The organism is Streptomyces lincolnensis, from assembly GCF_001685355.1.
Classification (GTDB): Bacteria; Actinomycetota; Actinomycetes; order Streptomycetales; family Streptomycetaceae; genus Streptomyces; species Streptomyces lincolnensis.
Window position 1 is genome coordinate 9,633,452 of the sequence record NZ_CP016438.1, and the last position, 16,248, is coordinate 9,649,699.

At 70.6% G+C, this 16,248-nt stretch carries 12 protein-coding genes and 1 pseudogene; 9 read left to right on the plus strand and 4 right to left on the minus strand.

From position 1 onward, the window contains the following. Nucleotides 1-2: 2 nt before the first annotated feature. The 3 genes and pseudogenes from SLINC_RS42545 to SLINC_RS42555 all read right to left on the minus strand — a co-directional run bounded on the left by SLINC_RS42545 (nt 3) and on the right by SLINC_RS42555 (nt 3,942). Complete coding sequence (locus tag SLINC_RS42545; protein ID WP_079164995.1) at nt 3-1,166, minus strand: acyltransferase family protein; 1,164 nt, start codon at nt 1,164-1,166, stop codon at nt 3-5. A gap of 152 nt (nt 1,167-1,318) precedes the next feature. Further along, nucleotides 1,319-2,563 (minus strand): annotated as a pseudogene (locus SLINC_RS42550) (glycoside hydrolase family 1 protein). Between the two features lie 29 nt (nt 2,564-2,592). Then, the gene (locus tag SLINC_RS42555) at nt 2,593-3,942 is read right to left on the minus strand and encodes a glycoside hydrolase family protein (protein ID WP_067443756.1); all 1,350 of its coding nucleotides are present in this window, start codon (nt 3,940-3,942) and stop codon (nt 2,593-2,595) included. Between the two features lie 180 nt (nt 3,943-4,122). Between SLINC_RS42555 and SLINC_RS42560 the strand changes: the two genes are divergently transcribed. The 9 genes from SLINC_RS42560 to pgm all read left to right on the plus strand — a co-directional run bounded on the left by SLINC_RS42560 (nt 4,123) and on the right by pgm (nt 15,483). Further along, the gene (locus tag SLINC_RS42560) at nt 4,123-5,145 is read left to right on the plus strand and encodes a LacI family DNA-binding transcriptional regulator (protein WP_067443757.1); all 1,023 of its coding nucleotides are present in this window, start codon (nt 4,123-4,125) and stop codon (nt 5,143-5,145) included. An 83-nt stretch (nt 5,146-5,228) separates the two neighbouring features. Beyond that, entirely contained in the window at nt 5,229-6,569 is a 1,341-nt protein-coding gene (locus tag SLINC_RS42565; protein WP_067443758.1) for an ABC transporter substrate-binding protein, read from the plus strand. A gap of 61 nt (nt 6,570-6,630) precedes the next feature. Further along, nucleotides 6,631-7,641, plus strand: coding sequence for a carbohydrate ABC transporter permease (locus tag SLINC_RS42570; RefSeq protein WP_067443759.1), 1,011 nt, complete (start codon nt 6,631-6,633; stop codon nt 7,639-7,641). A gap of 4 nt (nt 7,642-7,645) precedes the next feature. Beyond that, nucleotides 7,646-8,494 (plus strand): carbohydrate ABC transporter permease, encoded by an 849-nt coding sequence (locus SLINC_RS42575; protein WP_067443760.1) that lies wholly within the window; start codon nt 7,646-7,648, stop codon nt 8,492-8,494. A gap of 112 nt (nt 8,495-8,606) precedes the next feature. Beyond that, complete coding sequence (locus tag SLINC_RS42580) at nt 8,607-9,875, plus strand: MFS transporter (protein WP_067443761.1); 1,269 nt, start codon at nt 8,607-8,609, stop codon at nt 9,873-9,875. Between the two features lie 186 nt (nt 9,876-10,061). Further along, a complete protein-coding gene (locus SLINC_RS42585) occupies nt 10,062-11,684 on the plus strand; it encodes an alkaline phosphatase D family protein (RefSeq protein WP_067443762.1) in 1,623 nt (540 codons plus the stop codon). A gap of 112 nt (nt 11,685-11,796) precedes the next feature. Next, a complete protein-coding gene (locus SLINC_RS42590) occupies nt 11,797-12,651 on the plus strand; it encodes a PP2C family protein-serine/threonine phosphatase (RefSeq protein ID WP_067443763.1) in 855 nt (284 codons plus the stop codon). 50 nt (nt 12,652-12,701) lie between these two features. Beyond that, the gene (locus SLINC_RS42595) at nt 12,702-13,715 is read left to right on the plus strand and encodes an MASE1 domain-containing protein (RefSeq protein ID WP_211292773.1); all 1,014 of its coding nucleotides are present in this window, start codon (nt 12,702-12,704) and stop codon (nt 13,713-13,715) included. A gap of 127 nt (nt 13,716-13,842) precedes the next feature. Further along, on the plus strand, nt 13,843-15,483 hold the full coding sequence (gene pgm, locus SLINC_RS42600; protein ID WP_067443765.1) for a phosphoglucomutase (alpha-D-glucose-1,6-bisphosphate-dependent): 1,641 nt from the start codon (nt 13,843-13,845) through the stop codon (nt 15,481-15,483). Between the two features lie 13 nt (nt 15,484-15,496). Here the strand turns inward: pgm and SLINC_RS42605 are convergent, their stop codons facing one another. Next, the gene (locus tag SLINC_RS42605; RefSeq protein ID WP_067443766.1) at nt 15,497-15,964 is read right to left on the minus strand and encodes a hypothetical protein; all 468 of its coding nucleotides are present in this window, start codon (nt 15,962-15,964) and stop codon (nt 15,497-15,499) included. Nucleotides 15,965-16,248: the final 284 nt, after the last annotated feature.

The window sequence follows — 16,248 nt, forward strand, 5'->3', positions numbered from 1 at the left end:
GCCTACCGCGGGTGGGACCGGCGCGGACCGGGCATCGCGTCCAACTCCTTCGGGCCGGGCGCGGGCCCGGTGCCACGGGGCGGCTCGGCGGCCGGCTCCCGTCGGAACGCCCAGCTGGTGTCCGGCTCCACCGCGAAGCAGAACAGGCGCCTCACCGGTGGTGTGCACAGCAGGGCCCCGACCGCGGCGGCGACCAGGGTGACGACGATCTCGCCCAGCGGCTGACGGATCCACACGGGGTCGTACCAGCCCCAGAACTTCGCGCCCTGCGCGAGGAAGCCGTGCAGCAGATAGGCGTACAGCGTGCCCGCGCCCAGCACGGTGAACCACAGGGGCCGACGGGGCACCCAGGCGAGGAAGCAGACGACCAGGAGCAGCGAGCAGCCGTAGAGGACCACGGTCATCACGGGCCCGTACCAGAAGGGTGCCCCGAGTTCCCCCGCCGTGTCCCGGTCGAAGAACCAGGCGCCGCTCGTCCGCGGAGCCGCCCAGTACGCCACGGCCAGCGCCACCACGAACACGGGTGCCGCAAGGGCGCGCACCGTCCGGTGGCGCACCAGCCGGAAGTGTTCCGGCCGCAGGCACAGCCCCAGCACGAAGAACGGCAGGAACTGCAGGGCCCGCTGGAGTGCGAGGTCGTTGCCGATCTCCGGCGAGATCGTCGCCGGCACCCCGATGGCCAGCGCGAGCGGCACGGGCCACCGCACGAGCCGCCACAGCGGGGTGGTCAGCCGCCAGATGAACAGCGCCGCCAGGAACCAGGTCAGATACAGCGGGTTCAGCAGGGTGATCGGGCGGTCCGGCACCTGGTCGGTCCACCGGGTGAAGAGCGTGTACGCGGTCTCGAAGATGACATAGGGCACGGCCACCCCGGTGACCAGGCGCTCCACCCGCCGCGCGCTCCAGTCGAAACCGCGCGAGAAGTAGCCGGAGACGATGATGAACGCGGGCATGTGGAACGCGTAGACCACCATGTAGGCCGCCGTGACGGCCCGGCTCCCGCCCCGCAGCGGCTCCCACGCGTGCGCCACCACCACGAGCACGATCGCCAGGTACTTGGCGTTGTCGAAGAAGGCGTCACGCTGCGCCGCCGCCTGCGGACGGGACGAGCCCGTGATCGTCGCTGCCGTGCGGCCGGGCGCCGCCGTCCGTGTGGTGTCGCTCATCCCGCCCCCTGTCGAACACGTGTGAAACCTGTGACAGAAGAGGGGCGTCTTACGTGGGTTACGGCAGTGGCGTCGAGAGAGAGCATCCGGGGCGCCTTGCCGATCTGAGGCGACGTAAACGCACCCGTTTTCGAAAGGGCCGCGCGGGTCCCTTACGAGGTGGCTCGGGGCAGTACGCCGGTGCGGGCGAGGCCGCCGAGCCAGGCGGCGGACGGCTTGGGGGTGCGTTCGAAGGTGGCGGGGTCGACGGAGATGAGGCCGAAGGTGGGCTTGTAGGAGCCCCATTCGTAGTTGTCGAGTGCGCTCCAGTGGAGGTAGCCGCGTACGTCGAGGCCGTCCTCCAATGCGGCGGAGACTTCCTGGAGTGCTCCGGTGGTGTAGTCGACGCGGCGGGTGTCGTCGTCGGTGGCGATGCCGTTCTCGGTGACGATCAAGGGGACGTCGCCGACGATCCCGGCGGTGTGGCGCAGCGCGTGGCCGATCGCCCGGGGGGTAGTACTCCCAGCCGGTGAGGGTGCGTTCGGCGTCGTCGGGCGCCGGGACGGGGCCGTCGGCGCCGATCCTGGTGCGGGTGTAGGACTGGACGCCGATCCAGTCGTCGTCGCGGGCGGCTTCGATGAAGACGTCTTCGCGCGGGTGGCGGTAGGCGGCGGTGGCGGCTTCGGCGCCGGGCAGCGCCTGGTAGACCTGGTTGGCGATGGACCAGCCGGCCTGGATGTCGGCGGAGATCGCATTGACGGCGGCTGTCGCGCGGTGGTGTGCCTGGATCAGAGCATCGGTGGTGGCCTTGTCGGGCAGGACGAGTCCCGCCGTGGGAGGTGCTTCGGCGCCCAGCTCACGGATGGCGCCGGCGACCGCGACCATGTTGGGTTCGTTGATGGTGCACACGTGCCGTACGCCGGTGCCGATGACCGGCGCGGTGGCCCGCACGTACCGCTCGAACAGATCCACCGCTCCGTCCGCGGTCCAGCCGCCGCGCTCGGCGAACCAGCGCGGGACGGTGAAGTGGTGCAGGGTGACCATCGGGCGCAGGCCGCGTTCGCTCGCCCCGTCGACCATGCGCCGGATGGGGGCACCCCCGTGCCCTTAAGGCTATGGGGGAGGGTGATCTCGGCCCGGGAGAAGTGGCTGGGGGCGGGCTCGATGCGGGCCCATTCGATGCTGAAGCGGTAGTCGGTGAAGCCGAGTTCGGCCAGCAGGTCCATGTCCTCGCGCCACCGGTGGTAGCTGTCGGCCGCGTCGAGGCTGGGTTCGGCGACGGAGCTGCCGCTGTGTTCCGTCTGCCACCAGTCGCTGTTGACGTTGTTGCCCTCGATCTGGTGGGCCGCGGTGGAGGCTCCCCACAGGAAGCCGTCGGGGAAGCGGAGACCGTCGGCGGTGACGTTCACGGCGGGCATGGCTGGGCCTTTCCGGAGGGGAGGTCGGGTCAGCGCGGTGACGGGCCGGGCCAGACGGCCGAGGCGTCGTCGCGGTGTGGGTCGGGCAGCCGGACCGGACGGACCGGGATCGTGCGTGCGCGGCCTTCGGTGGTGGCCGTCCACCGGGCGGGGTGCCCGGAGTAGCACAGGGTGGTCAGGGCGAACACGCCGTCGGCGTAGACCTCGACGTACTCCCCGACGGTGAGAATGCGCAGGGTGGCCGCGGGGTCCGTCAGAACGGTCTCGCCGAGCCGGGTCCCGTCGGGGCCGGTGACCCACAGGTTCTTGCCGTCGCAGCCCACGGCGAGGGCGGGACGGTCGCTGTCCGGGTCGGCGGTGCGCAGGGTGATCTCGACGGGCCCGGTGACACCGATGTCGCCCACCGCGTGCAGGACGGGGCGGTCGGTCTCCTCGCCGAGCCAGGCGTTCAGGCCGTTCCACCATTCCAGACGGGGAGCCGAATCGCCGTCCACCACGAGCGACTTCGGCTGGGCGAGCATGCCGCGGCAGCGGTCACCCGTGTCACTGAGACCGACACGGCGGGGCGTGGTGTGCAGGACGACGCGGGATCCGTCGGGCGCGGCGATCACGCGCGGGGCGTAGGCACCGGTCGGGCCCAGCGGGCCACGGCGGGTCCACGGACCCCTGAGCCGAGGGGCGGTCCATGCCTCGAAACCCCGGGTGGCGCCGATGGAGCCGAGCAACAGCCAGCTTCCGTCGTCGAGACGCTCCAGGACCGGGCACTCGAGTTCGTCCACGTCGCCGGGTGAGATGAGCGGCGGGTGGACGGTCCAGTGCTCCAGGTCGTCGGAGGTGGCCAGCGCGACGCAGCCGCCGCTCTCCACCGGGAGGGAGGCATCGCTGGCGCAGACGACCATGACCCAGCCGTCCGAAGCGTCGTCGCGTACGACGAACGGGTCCCGCCAGCCCATGCTCTCCCCGGTGCGGTACCAGCGCGGAGCCGCCTCGACGACCGGCCCGGTGCCGTGGCGACGCCAGGCTGTGCCGTCGGTGCGGTCGGAGTACGCCAGCCCGACCGACTGGACCGGCCAGCCGCCCGGCGTGAGACCTGAGACGCCCGTGTAGAACATCGCCATGCCCGCGCCGTACCGGAAGGGGTGCATGGTCCACACCGCCTGCTGGTCGAACCGGCCGGGCAGGCCGGTGCCGAAGACGGTGCCCTGGGGCTGCCAGTGGACCAGGTCGGCGGAAGTGGCCCGGCCGAAGGAGGTCTCCATCCGCAGGTGGTCGAACTCCGCCGTCCAGGGCCCCTGGAGGTGCAGCACCGCATACGTGCCGTCCTCGTCGCGCAGGAGGGCGAAGTCGTTCACGCAGAGGCCGGGCGGGGCGTAACGCATGCACAGTTCCTGTCGCTCCGCAGCGCCCAAACGTGTGCGCTGACGCTTGATAACAAAAGGGTCTCCTGTGGAACGGCCCAAGTAAATATGAACGCAAACGCTTGCGCAACAAGGTGGCCGGGTTTACGGTCACGTCACCCACAGATCACACCGACGTGAAATCAACGGGAGGTACCCGCCGTGACGGCCAGCATCACCGATGTCGCCCGCGCCGCCGGAGTCTCGGCGTCCACCGTGTCCCGCGCGCTGCGCGGCCGGCCCGGGGTGTCGGAGGAGGTGCGAACGCAGATCACGGCCCTCGCCGCGCAGCTCGGCTACACCGCGTCCCGTTCCGCCTCCAGCCTGGCCAGCGGCCGCACCTACACCGTCGGTGTGCTGGTCCCCTACGTGGGCCGCTGGTTCTTCGGCACCGTGCTGGACGCCGCGGAGAAGGTGTTCAGCGCCGCCGGCTACGACGTGCTGCTGTACAACCTGGGTTCGCCGGAGACACGCAAGCGTTTCTTCACCAGGCTGCCGGTCCGCAAGCGGGTGGACGCGGTGCTGTCGCTCCTCATTCCCGACGAGGAGGAGTCGATGGCGCTGCGCTCACTGGGGGTGCCGCTGGCCACCACGGTCGGCGGCGCCCGGCCCGGCTTCACGGTGGTCGGCATCGACGACCGGGCCGGCACGGAGAGCGCCGTACGGCATCTGGTCAATCTCGGCCACCGCCGGATCGGCATGATCAGCGGAAGCAGCGGGCCGCTGCACTGGACCACCCCCATCGTGCGGCGCAACGCCTACCTGGACGTGCTCAGCGATGCCGGCATCGAGCACGACGCGGCCCTGGAGGCGGACGGCGACTACACCGTCGAGGGCGGCGAGCGGGCCATGACCGACCTGCTGGCCGTCTCCCGCCCGCCGACCGCCGTGTTCGCGCAGTCCGACGAGATGGCGATGGGCGCCCTGCGCGCCCTGCGGCGCCACCGGCTGAAGGCGCCGGAGGACGTTTCCGTCGTCGGCTTCGACGACCACGAACTCGCCGACGTGGTCGGCCTGACCACCGTCGCGCAGCCGGTCGCCGAACAGGGCGCCGAGGCCGCCCGGCTGCTGCTGCGTCAGCTGGACGAACCCGACGCCGAACCCCCCGCCGAGCAGGTGCGGATGCCCATCCGCCTCGTCCTGCGCGAGACCACCGCCCCGCCCCGCCCGCGCGGACCCCAGTAGCTCTCCGAGCCCGACACCCCGCACCCCCACGCCGGACAGCACGTCAGCACGTCGAACCCTCGCCACAGCACGGAGGCACAGCCATGAGCTCGACCAGCAGAAAGTACCGTCGCACCGCTTGTGCGGGCCTGGCCCTCGTCCCCCTGGTGGCACTCGCCGCCTGCGGCTCGGGCGGCGGCAGCGAGGCCTCCGCCGAGGCCGGGAGCGGCAAGGGCACCATCAGTGTCTGGGCCCACCAGGGACAGAAGAACGAGACCAGCGCGCTGCAGAACGCGGTGAAATCCTTCAACTCCTCGCAGAACAAGGTCAAGGTCGACCTGAAGCTGATCCCCGACACCGACTACACCAAGACCATCACGGCCACCGACGCCTCCGAGCTGCCGGACGTGATGGAGTTCGACGGCCCGACCATGGCGAACTTCGTCTACAACAACAAGCTCGCCCCGATCGACACGTACGTCTCCGCCAAGACCATGTCCAACGCCACCGACGCGAACAAGGCGCAGGGCGAGGTCGACGGCAAGCACTACGGCCTCGGCATGTACGACTCCGGGCTCGGGATCTACGGCAACAAGAAGCTGCTCGACGCGGCCGGGGTGAAGTACCCGACCGGCCTGTCCGACGACTGGACCGCCGCGGAGTTCACCGCCGCGCTCAAGGCACTGAAGGCCAAGGACGCCGACGGCAAGCCCCTCGACCTCCAGGAGACCGCCGGCTACGCCAACGAGTGGGGCACCTACGGCTTCGCCCCGATCGTCTGGTCCGCAGGCGGCTCCCTCATCAAGGACGGCAAGGCGGAAGGCGCCCTCGACACCCCGGCCGTGGTCTCGGCCATGAAGACCTTCCAGTCCTGGAAGACCTACGTCGACCCCAACACCGACGGCAACGCCTTCGCCAAGGGCCGCGTCGCCCTGAGCTGGGTCGGCCACTGGATGTACCCCGCCTACAGCGAGGCCCTCGGTGACGACCTCGTCGTCCTCCCGCTGCCCGACTTCGGCAACGGCCCCAAGACCGGACAGGGCTCCTGGGCCTGGGGCATCGGCGCCGACACCAAGAACGCCAAGGCCGCCGGCACGTTCCTGGACACCCTGCTGGACGACGCCAACGTCACCGCCATGACGACGGCCAACGGGGCGGTGCCCGCCACCAGGACGGCGCTCGCCAAGAGCGAGCTCTACAAGCAGGGCGGCCCGCTCCAGCTCTTCTCCGACCAGCTCGCCAAGCCCTGCGGCGACAGCGACATCACCAGGTCCTGCGTCGCCGTCACCCGCCCGGTGACCCCCGGCTACCCCGTCATCACGGCGAAGTTCAGCGAGGCCCTGAACTCCGTCTACGGCGGCGCCGACCCCAAGAGCGCCCTGGAAAAGGCCGCCCGCGCCATCGACCGGGACTTCTCCGACAACGCCGGCTACAAGATCCCGTAGCACCCATCGGCCGGGTCGGGCGCGGCTGCCGCGCCCGACCCGCCGGGAACAGGACCCTCCCGTGAAATCCGTGGAACCCGCGCCCGCCGCGCCGCCCGGCCCGGAGCAGGCCCCCCCCTCCGTGACATCCGTGAAGCCCGCGCGGCCGGCGCCAACGGCACGGGCCGGCTACAGGAACCGCGACTGGCTGCACGGACTGCTCATGTCCGCCCCGGCCGTCGTCGGACTCATCGTCTTCGTCGGTGTGCCGTTCGGCTACGCCGTGGTGCTCTCCTTCTACAACGTCCGCCTCGACTCTCCGCTGGCACCGTCCTTCTTCGGCCTGGAGCAGTACCGGCGGCTGTTCACCGACCCGGACCTGTCCGGCCCGTTCCTGCGGGCGCTGCTGAACAACCTGACCTTCGCCGTGGTCGTCGTACCGGTGCAGACGGCTCTGGCGCTCGGGCTGGCGATCCTCCTCAACCGCAAGCTCAAGGCCATCGGCCTGTTCCGCTCCCTGTTCTTCATGCCGGTGGTCTTCCCGATGGCGCTGGTCGCCGTGATCTGGCGGCTCATCCTCGCCCGCAGCGACCAGGGCATGCTCAACTCCGCGCTGGACGCGGTGAGTTTCGGCAACTGGGGCGCCTTCGACTGGCTCGGTGACGGCGCCACCGCGATGGCCTCGCTCATCGTGTTGTCCATCTGGCAGGGCGTCGGCTTCCAGATGGTCATCCTCCTCGCCGGCCTCCAGCAGATCCCGGGCGAGCTCTACGAAGCCGCCCAGCTCGACCGCGCCAGTCGCTGGCAGCAGTTCCGCCACGTCACCCTGCCCGGCATCCGCGGCACCCTCGTCTTCGTCGCCATGCTCACCTCGGTGCTCTCCTTCCGGGTCTTCGACCAGGTCTACGTCCTCGTCCGCGGTGGCGGCCTCGACGAGGACGCCACCCGCACCGTGATGTACCAGGCGGTCACCACCGCCTTCGACCAGAACAACATCGGCCAGGCGTCCGCGATCACCGTCGTCTTCTTCCTGATCGTCGTCGTCCTGACGCTCATCCAGCGCCGCGTCGTCCGGCCCGGAAACGAGGACTGATCCCATGAGCGCGACCACCACCTCCACGCCCCTGCGCCGCTTCATGGACTACGCCGTGCTCAGCGTGCTGGCGTTCGTCTTCGTGCTGCCGGTGATCTACCTGTTCCTGGGCAGCCTCAAGCCGTCCGACGAGGTCCTGGGCGGCCTGTCCGGTTTCCTCCCGACCCATCTGACCTTCGACAACTACTCCGCCGTCCTCGACAGCCTCAACTCCGACAGCACCGGCTACTTCTGGCGCTTCATGGGCGTCTCGCTGCTGCTGGCGTTCGTGGTGGTGACGGGGGGCCTGTTCGTCAACTCGATGGCCGCGTACGGGCTGTCACGGCTGAAGTGGCGTGGCAGGGAAGCCGTCTTCACGCTCATCCTGCTGCTGATGCTGGTCCCGTTCGAGTCGGTGGCCGTGCCGCTCTTCTACATGTTCAACGACCAGCGCAACACCCTCCCGATCCTGGCGCTGCCGTTCATCGCCAATGCCTTCTCGGTCTACCAGTTCCACACGTTCTTCCGCTCGATCCCGCCCAGCATCGAGGAAGCGGCCCGGATCGACGGCGCGGGTCCCTGGCGCACCTTCTTCGCGATCATCGTCCCGATGTCGAAGCCGGCCTTCGCCTCCGTGGCGATCCTGACCTTCCTCATCCAGTGGGGATCGTTCCTGTGGCCGGTGCTGATGGTCTCCGATCCGTCCGTCCGCCCGCTGCCGCTGGAGATGAGCGTCTTCCAGGGCCAGCAGCCCCCGGACTGGGGCCAGATCCTCGCCTTCGGTGTCCTCCTGGTGCTGCCCGTGCTGGTGATCTTCGCCTTCTTCCAGCGCTGGTTCGTCCAGGGTGTCGCCAGCTCCGCGGTCAAGGGCTGAACCGGTTCGCCGACTGTCGGGCTTGGTGCAAACGTGGCCCGTGCTTTGCCGCTTCTGCGTTGTTCGCCCCGGATCCGGAACCTAGCCTCGCCTGCGGATCTAGGAGGCGGGCATGCTGCAGTACGTCCGAGAACAGGCAACGGGGCTCACCAAGGATCAGCGGAACGGCTTCGTCGCGGCCTATCTGGGCTGGGCGATGGACGCCTTCGACTACTTCCTCGTCGTCCTCGTCTACAGCGAGATCGCCGACGACTTCCACGTCTCGCTCACCGACATGGCGTTCCTGACCACCGCCACCCTGGTGATGCGGCCGGTCGGCGCCCTGATCTTCGGCATGTGGGCGGACCGTGTCGGCCGCCGCCTGCCGCTCATGGTCGACGTCGTCTTCTACTCGGTGATCGGGTTCGCCTGCGCCTTCGCGCCGAACTACACCGTGCTGCTCGTGCTGCGCCTGCTGTACGGCATCGGGATGGGCGGCGAGTGGGGCCTGGGCGCGGCGCTGGCCATGGAGAAGATCCCGACCGCCCGCCGCGGTTTCTGGTCGGGCCTGCTCCAGAGCGGCTACTCGCTGGGCTATCTGCTCGCCGCGGTGGCGTTCTTCGTCATCGAGCCGGTCTTCGGCTGGCGCGGACTGTTCGCCTTCAGCCTGGTGCCGGCCCTGGTCGCGCTGTGGGTGCGCAGCCGGGTCGAGGAGAGCGAGGTGTGGGAGAAGAGCGTCAAGCTCAACCGCACCCCCGCCTACCAGGTGTTCAGGAACCCGGCCGTGCTGCGGCGCTTCGTGTACCTGGTGGCGTTGATGACCGCCTTCAACTGGATGTCGCACGGCACCCAGGACATCTACCCCACTTTCGTGAAGAAGGGGCTGGACCTCTCCGCGAACACGTCGATCGCCATCGCCGTGGTCTACAACATCGGCGCCATGCTCGGCGGTGTGGTGCTCGGCGCCTACTCCGAGCGGCTGGGCCGACGCCGGACGATCATGATCGCGGCGGCCGCGGGCCTGGTCGTGGTGCCCTTCTTCGTGCTCTCCACCACGGTCGGCTGGCTGATGCTCTCCTCCTTCCTGATGCAGGTGTGCGTCCAGGGCGCCTGGGGCGTCATCCCGGCGCATCTGACCGAGATGAGCCCCGACTCCATCCGCGGCTTCTACCCGGGCGTCACCTACCAGCTGGGCAATCTGATCGCCGCCCTCAACCTGCCGATCCAGGAGGCCCTCGCCGGCCGCCACGGCTATCCGACGGCCATGGCGTCGACGGTGGTGCCCACTCTGGTCGTGGTGATCCTGCTGAGCGCCCTCGGCTCCGAGGCCAAGGGCATCCGGTTCGGTGCGACGGGCACGCGGGTGCCGAGCACCGCGGGGTCGGACGGCGTGCAGACCTGAGACCACGGCGGGCACTGTGGCGGGACTGACCTGTCGGGGGCGCCCTGTCGCCCGTACGGTCCAAAGAGCCGTGTGATGGTCAGGTTTTCGATCTTCGTCTCCTTACGATCCGCAGGTCCGCTGCATTCCGGTTCGGGCCTGTGGAGCCGGCGTGCCCGTGCACCGCCGACCGTGAACCAGGACCGCATGAGCTCAGCAGACCGCCGACTGCGGGCCGCAGCCCGTCACCTCGGGCGCCGCCGCTTCCTCTCCCTGACCGCCGCGACCGCCGCGCTGGCCTTCACCACGAACGTCCCGGCCGCGGGCGCGGCCGGCGTCCGCCGGATGGACCCGTCGAAGATCGCCGACGATCCGTTCACCCTGGGTGTCGCCTCCGGAGACCCGCTGCCGGACTCCGTGGTGCTGTGGACCCGGCTGGCGCCCGCCCCGTACGAGCCGGGCGGCGGCATGGCCGGGCTGGCCGCCGTGGTGCTCTGGGAGGTGGCCCTGGACGATCGGTTCGCCGTCGTGGTCCGCACCGGCGCCGCCGTCGCCTTCCCCGAGTACAACCACACCGTGCACGTCGATGTCGACGGCCTCGACCCGGACCACGCGTACTTCTACCGCTTCAGGGCCGGGACGTGGATCAGCGAGACCGGCCGCACCCGTACCGCGCCCGCCCGCACCTCGGCCGCCACGAGCCTGACCTTTGCCGCGGTGTCCTGCCAGGCCTTCCACGACGGCTACTTCACCGCCCACCGGCACCTGGCCGAGGACGACGTCGACATCGTCCTCCATGTCGGCGACTACCTGTACGAGTACCCCGTGAACTCCTCCGGCGGCGCGCGTGGGTACCCCAGCGGCACCCTGCCCGACGTGTTCAACCGGGAGACGGTCTCGCTGGAGGACTACCGGCTGCGGTACGCCCTGTACAAGAGCGACCCGGACCTGAGGGCGGTGCACGCGGCCCACCCGTTCGTCGTCACCTGGGACGACCACGAGACCGAGAACAACTACGCGGGTGCCGTCGACGAGCACGGCAGCCCGCCCGAGCGGTTCCTGCTGCGCCGGGCCGCCGCCTACCGCGCCTACTGGGAGAACCAGCCACTGCGCGCGGCCCAGCTGCCCGTGGGATCCGACCTGCGGCTGTACCGGCGGCTGCACTGGGGCACCCTCGCCCAGTTCGACGTGCTCGACACCCGTCAGTACCGCTCCGACCAGGCGTACGGAGACACCAAGCACGTGCCGGGACCGGAGTCGGACGATCCGGCGCGCACCATGACCGGGCAGACGCAGGAGGACTGGCTGATCGACGGCTGGCGCACCTCCGACGCGGTGTGGAACGTCATGCCCCAGCAGGTCTGCTTCTCCCAGCGCCGGCTGGATCTCAACGCGCAGTCGCTGATGTCCATGGACGCCTGGGACGGCTACCGCGCCTCACGTGACCGGATCCTCGCCGGCGCGAAATCGGCCGGGATCGAGAACCTGATGGTCCTCACGGGTGACGTCCATGTGGGGTACGCCTTCGAGATCAAGGACGTCTTCGACGACCCGGCGTCCCGGACCCTGGGGACGGAGATCGTCGCCACCTCGGTCACGAGCGGCAAGGACGGCGCCGAGCGGCCCGGCACCTGGGACACCTACATGAAGGCCAACCCGCACCTGAAGTTCTACGACGGGCGGCGCGGCTACGTCCGGGTAGCCCTCGGGCAGGGCGAGGCGCGGGCCGATTTCAGGACCGTCTCCGCGGTGACCACCCCGGGCGCGCCGATCACGACAGCCGGGTCCTTCGCCGTCGAGGCGGGGAAACCGGGCCTCGAACCCGTGTGAGCGGTGTCCCGCCGGGCGGGGATTCCGGGCCGTGGCGCGGCATCGCTATCATCCGATAGGAAGCATTTGGGGCTGATGCCCTGAATGGGAAGAAATCCCATCGGAGCGATCCATGTCCCGCAAGCGCCCTCCGCACGACGGCGACGAGCTGCTGGCCAGGCTCGGCTCGCTGACGTCCCGGGCGCGCGAGCACGCGGAGCTCCAGCGCTCCCGCGTAGAGCTGGCCATCGCCCTCCAGCGCGGCATGCTGCCCGCCGAGATGCCCACCGAGCCCGGCTTCCACCTGGCCGTCCGCTACGCACCGGCCTGCCACGGCCTCAATGTGGGCGGGGACTGGTACGACGCCTTCCGCATGCCCGACGGCCGGATAGGACTGTCCATCGGGGACGTGCAGGGCCACAACATCGAGGCCGCCGCCTTCATGGGCCAGGTGCGGGTCGGCCTGCGCGCCCTCGCCTCCGTGACGAGCGAGCCCGGCGAGCTCCTCGCCCGCACGAACGACCTCCTGCTCTCCCTCGGCACCGACCTCTTCGCCACCTGCACCTTCATGCGCCTCGACCCGTGCACCGGCGTCCTGGAGAGCGCCCGGGCCGGACACGTCCCCTGCGTCTGGGCCACGGCCGAGGGCAAGTCCGGTGTCGCCGACGACGAGGCCGGTCCGCCCCTCGGCGTCCAGGCCGGCATGACCTACCCCGTGACCCGGTACCGGCTCACCACCGGCGGAGTGTTCGTCCTGCTGACGGACGGAGTGGTCGAGGGGCCGTCCATGGAGGTCGACCAGGGACTGGACCAGGTCGTACGGCTGGCGGGGGTGGCCGCCGTGGCGGGCATGGACGCGAGCGCGCTCGCCGCCGCCGTGATCCGTGGCGCGGACCTGGTGGGCCACGAGGACGACGCCGCCGTCCTGGTCGTCGGGTACGACAAGGCCGCGGAGGGCCCCGGCGAAGGGGCCGAAGTTCAGCCGTAGGGCGTCATGCCGTCGCTCCCGCCTCGCCGGAACGGCGGGGCCGGTGTCTGATGGCTGGTGTGGTGGGTAACGAGGAGCTGCGCCGGACCGGCGTCTTCGTCCTCCGGACGCTGGCTGTCGCCGCCTGCTACTACGCCGCGGGGCGACTCGGGCTGCTGCGGAACCTGGTCGTCGAGGGCGCGGTGTTCACGCCCATCTGGCCGCCGACCGGTGTCGCGGTGGCCTGCCTGCTGGTCTTCGGCCTGCGCGCCTGGCCCGGCATCGCCCTCGGTGTCCTGCTCGTCATCATGCATCTCACCGCGCTGTCACCCGAGGTGCTCGGCAATCTGGCGGGCAACACCGCCGCTCCCGTCTGCGCCTACCTCATGCTGCGCCGGGTCGGCTTCCGCACCGACCTGAGCCGGCTGCGGGACGGCCTGGCCCTGGTGTTCCTCGGCGCGCTGACCGGCATGCTGATCAGCGCCACGGTGGGCGTCGGCATGCTCGTCATCACCGACCACCTCACCACCGGCGGCTTCTGGTCCGTCTGGCTGGCCTGGTGGGTCGGCGACGCGATGGGTGTCCTGATCGTCACGCCGCTGCTGCTGTTGCTGCACGCGGCACGGTGGCCCCCGAACCTGTCCCGCTGGCTGGAGGCCACCGGACTCGCCGTCTTCACCTGCGCCGTAGTACCCCTGGTCACGCACAGCACCGTCAGCGTGCTGTTCCTCGTCTACCCGCTGCTGATCTGGGCGGCCCTGCGCTTCCAGCTCGTCGGCAGCATGCTCTGCGCCCTGTTCACGTCCGTCATGGCCACCGTCGCCGCCACCGACGGGGCCGGCCCCTTCCGGGAGCTGACCCGCATCGAGGTGATGATCAAACTCCAGGCCTTCAACGGCACCATGGCCCTGACCGCCCTGCTCCTGTCGGCGGTGATCACCGAGCAGCGCAACACCCGGCGCTCGGTGGAGGCGGCCTGCCAGGAGCTGGTGGAGGTGCTGGAACACCTCACCGCGGGCGACGCGCCACGAGGCCAGCCGCCGCGGGAGAGCGAGGGGCCACGGGAGGAGCAGGCGGGGCGGTGAACGCTCCCCGGTGCCGTATCCGCCGGGATGCCGCGAGTCCGGACCGGGGGCCCACTCGCGCACCACGGCCCCGACAAGGAAGGATGAGGGCGTCACCGTAGGACAAGTCATGTGTGGGAGCGGGCAGATGCAACACGAGCGAGCGGGCAGGCCGGCCGGTCCTGAGGATCTCGTCGACGTCGCCCGGCTGGTCACGGCGTACTACGCGGCGCAGCCCGACCCGGCCGAGCCGGGGCAGCGCGTCGCCTTCGGGACCTCCGGACACCGCGGATCGTCCCTGGCGACCTCGTTCAACGAGGCGCACATCGCCGCCACCAGCCAGGCCATCTGCGAGTACCGCGCGAGCCAGGGCACGGACGGCCCCCTCTTCCTGGGCGCCGACAGCCACGCCCTGTCGGAACCGGCCAGGGTCACCGCCCTGGAGGTCTTCGCGGCCAACGGGGTCACGGTGCTCATCGACAGCGCCGACGGCTACACGCCCACCCCGGCCGTCTCGCACGCCATCCTCGCCCACAACCGCGGACGGACCTCGGCTCTCGCGGACGGCGTCGTCGTCACGCCCTCCCACAACCCGCCCACCGACGGCGGGTTCAAGTACAACCCGCCCAACGGCGGCCCGGCGGCCTCGCAGGCGACCTCCTGGATCCAGGACCGGGCCAACGAGATCATCGCCGGCGGTCTGAAGGACGTACGGCGTATTCCGCACGCCCGTGCTCTCGCCGCCGCGACCACCGGCCGCTACGACTTCCTCGGCACGTATGTCGCCGACCTGCCGAGCGTGCTGGACCTGGACGCGATCCGTACGGCGGGGGTCCGGATCGGCGCCGATCCGCTGGGCGGGGCGTCGGTCGCGTACTGGGGCCGGATCGCCGAGGAGCACGGGCTCGACCTGACCGTGGTCAACCCGTACACCGATCCCACCTGGCGGTTCATGACGCTGGACTGGGACGGCAAGATCCGCATGGACTGCTCGTCCCCGTACGCGATGGCCTCGCTCATCGAGCAGCGCGACCGCTACCAGATCTCCACCGGCAACGACGCCGACGCCGACCGGCACGGCATCGTCACCCCGGACGCGGGGCTGATGAACCCCAACCACTACCTGGCCGTGGCCATCTCCTACCTCTACTCCCGCCGCGAGGGCTGGCCCGCCGACGCGGGAATCGGCAAGACCCTGGTGTCGTCCGGGATGATCGACCGGGTCGCCGCAGACCTGGGGCGCCGGCTCGTCGAAGTCCCCGTCGGATTCAAGTGGTTCGTGGACGGTCTCGTCGACGGATCGATCGGGTTCGGCGGCGAGGAGTCGGCCGGCGCGTCCTTCCTGCGCCGGGACGGCTCGGTGTGGACCACCGACAAGGACGGCATCATCCTGGCGCTGCTCGCCGCCGAGATCACGGCCGTCACCGGGAAGACGCCGTCCCAGCACTACACCGGCCTGACCGACCGCTTCGGCGCACCCGCCTACGCCCGCATCGACGCCCCCGCCTCCCGCGAGGAGAAGGCCCTGCTCGGGCGGCTGTCCCCGGCCCAGGTCGGCGCGAAGTCCTTCGCCGGTGAGGACGTCACCGCCGTCCTCACCGAGGCCCCGGGCAACGGCGCGGCCATCGGCGGCATCAAGGTCACCACCGCCAACTCCTGGTTCGCGGCCCGCCCTTCGGGCACCGAGGACGTCTACAAGATCTACGCCGAGTCCTTCCTCGGCCCCGACCACCTCACCCAGGTCCAGGAGGAGGCCAAGGCGGTGGTCCAGGCGGCGCTGAACGAGTGAGCCGTACGGCGCCTCAGGCGACGCGCAGATCGAGCAGCTGTCGCGTGTGCTCGGGCACGTGGTTGCCGGCGAGGCCGTCGATGAGGGCCGCCAGGGGCAGCGGCTGGTCCACCGCGACGGTGTCGTTGGACAGCAGCAGTGTCGGTACGAGGACCGCGGCGGCCTGTTCGTCGAGCTGATCGGCGATGTCGCACAGCACACCGGCCTGGCGCCGGACATGCTCGATCAGGTCCGCCCGGTCCGTGTGCCGGGCGATGACGCGATCGAGGTTCCACGGGTCGAGGGAAATCCGGTTGTCGAGGGTCGGCCGCGCCCCGGCGACCACCCCCAGGGCGACCGCCGCGACGGAGGCGTCGAGGCTGAGGAGATGGGCCAGGACGTGGTCGGCGTCCCAGCCGCCGTCGGCGGCCTCACCGAGACCGGGTGTGGCCGCGGCGTCGAGGAGCTTGTCGTAGGCGCCGCGTAGTGCGGTGGTGTCCATGGGGTGCGTTCCTTCACTCGCGGGGAGGGGCGGCCGGTGGGGGAGCGGAGGCTCGACGCACTGGTCGAGAGGGGTGGCACCGGCCCCTGGCCGGGGAAAGGGGCGCGGGGCCGGGCTCCGGTTCGGGTGGCGTGGCCTGGCGTGGTGTCTGGGTCCTGGGCGAGGGGGCGTGAAGCCGGGCGCCCGGTGGGGTGGGTGGCGCCTGGGTCCTGCGGCAAGGGCGCGGTGATGGGGCCCTGTTCACGAGGCGTGGGGGCTCGACCCCTGGGCAGGGGCGCGGAGCC

What these genes read in the sequence shown, in the direction of transcription:
- SLINC_RS42545 (WP_079164995.1), bottom strand. Translation starts at nt 1,166, where the DNA reads ATGAGCGACACCACACGGACGGCGGCGCCCGGCCGCACGGCAGCGACG.
- SLINC_RS42555 (WP_067443756.1), bottom strand. Translation starts at nt 3,942, where the DNA reads ATGCGTTACGCCCCGCCCGGCCTCTGCGTGAACGACTTCGCCCTCCTG.
- SLINC_RS42565 (WP_067443758.1), top strand. Translation starts at nt 5,229, where the DNA reads ATGAGCTCGACCAGCAGAAAGTACCGTCGCACCGCTTGTGCGGGCCTG.
- SLINC_RS42575 (WP_067443760.1), top strand. Translation starts at nt 7,646, where the DNA reads ATGAGCGCGACCACCACCTCCACGCCCCTGCGCCGCTTCATGGACTAC.
- SLINC_RS42580 (WP_067443761.1), top strand. Translation starts at nt 8,607, where the DNA reads ATGCTGCAGTACGTCCGAGAACAGGCAACGGGGCTCACCAAGGATCAG.
- SLINC_RS42585 (WP_067443762.1), top strand. Translation starts at nt 10,062, where the DNA reads ATGAGCTCAGCAGACCGCCGACTGCGGGCCGCAGCCCGTCACCTCGGG.
- SLINC_RS42590 (WP_067443763.1), top strand. Translation starts at nt 11,797, where the DNA reads ATGTCCCGCAAGCGCCCTCCGCACGACGGCGACGAGCTGCTGGCCAGG.
- SLINC_RS42595 (WP_211292773.1), top strand. Translation starts at nt 12,702, where the DNA reads ATGGCTGGTGTGGTGGGTAACGAGGAGCTGCGCCGGACCGGCGTCTTC.
- pgm (WP_067443765.1), top strand. Translation starts at nt 13,843, where the DNA reads ATGCAACACGAGCGAGCGGGCAGGCCGGCCGGTCCTGAGGATCTCGTC.
- SLINC_RS42605 (WP_067443766.1), bottom strand. Translation starts at nt 15,964, where the DNA reads ATGGACACCACCGCACTACGCGGCGCCTACGACAAGCTCCTCGACGCC.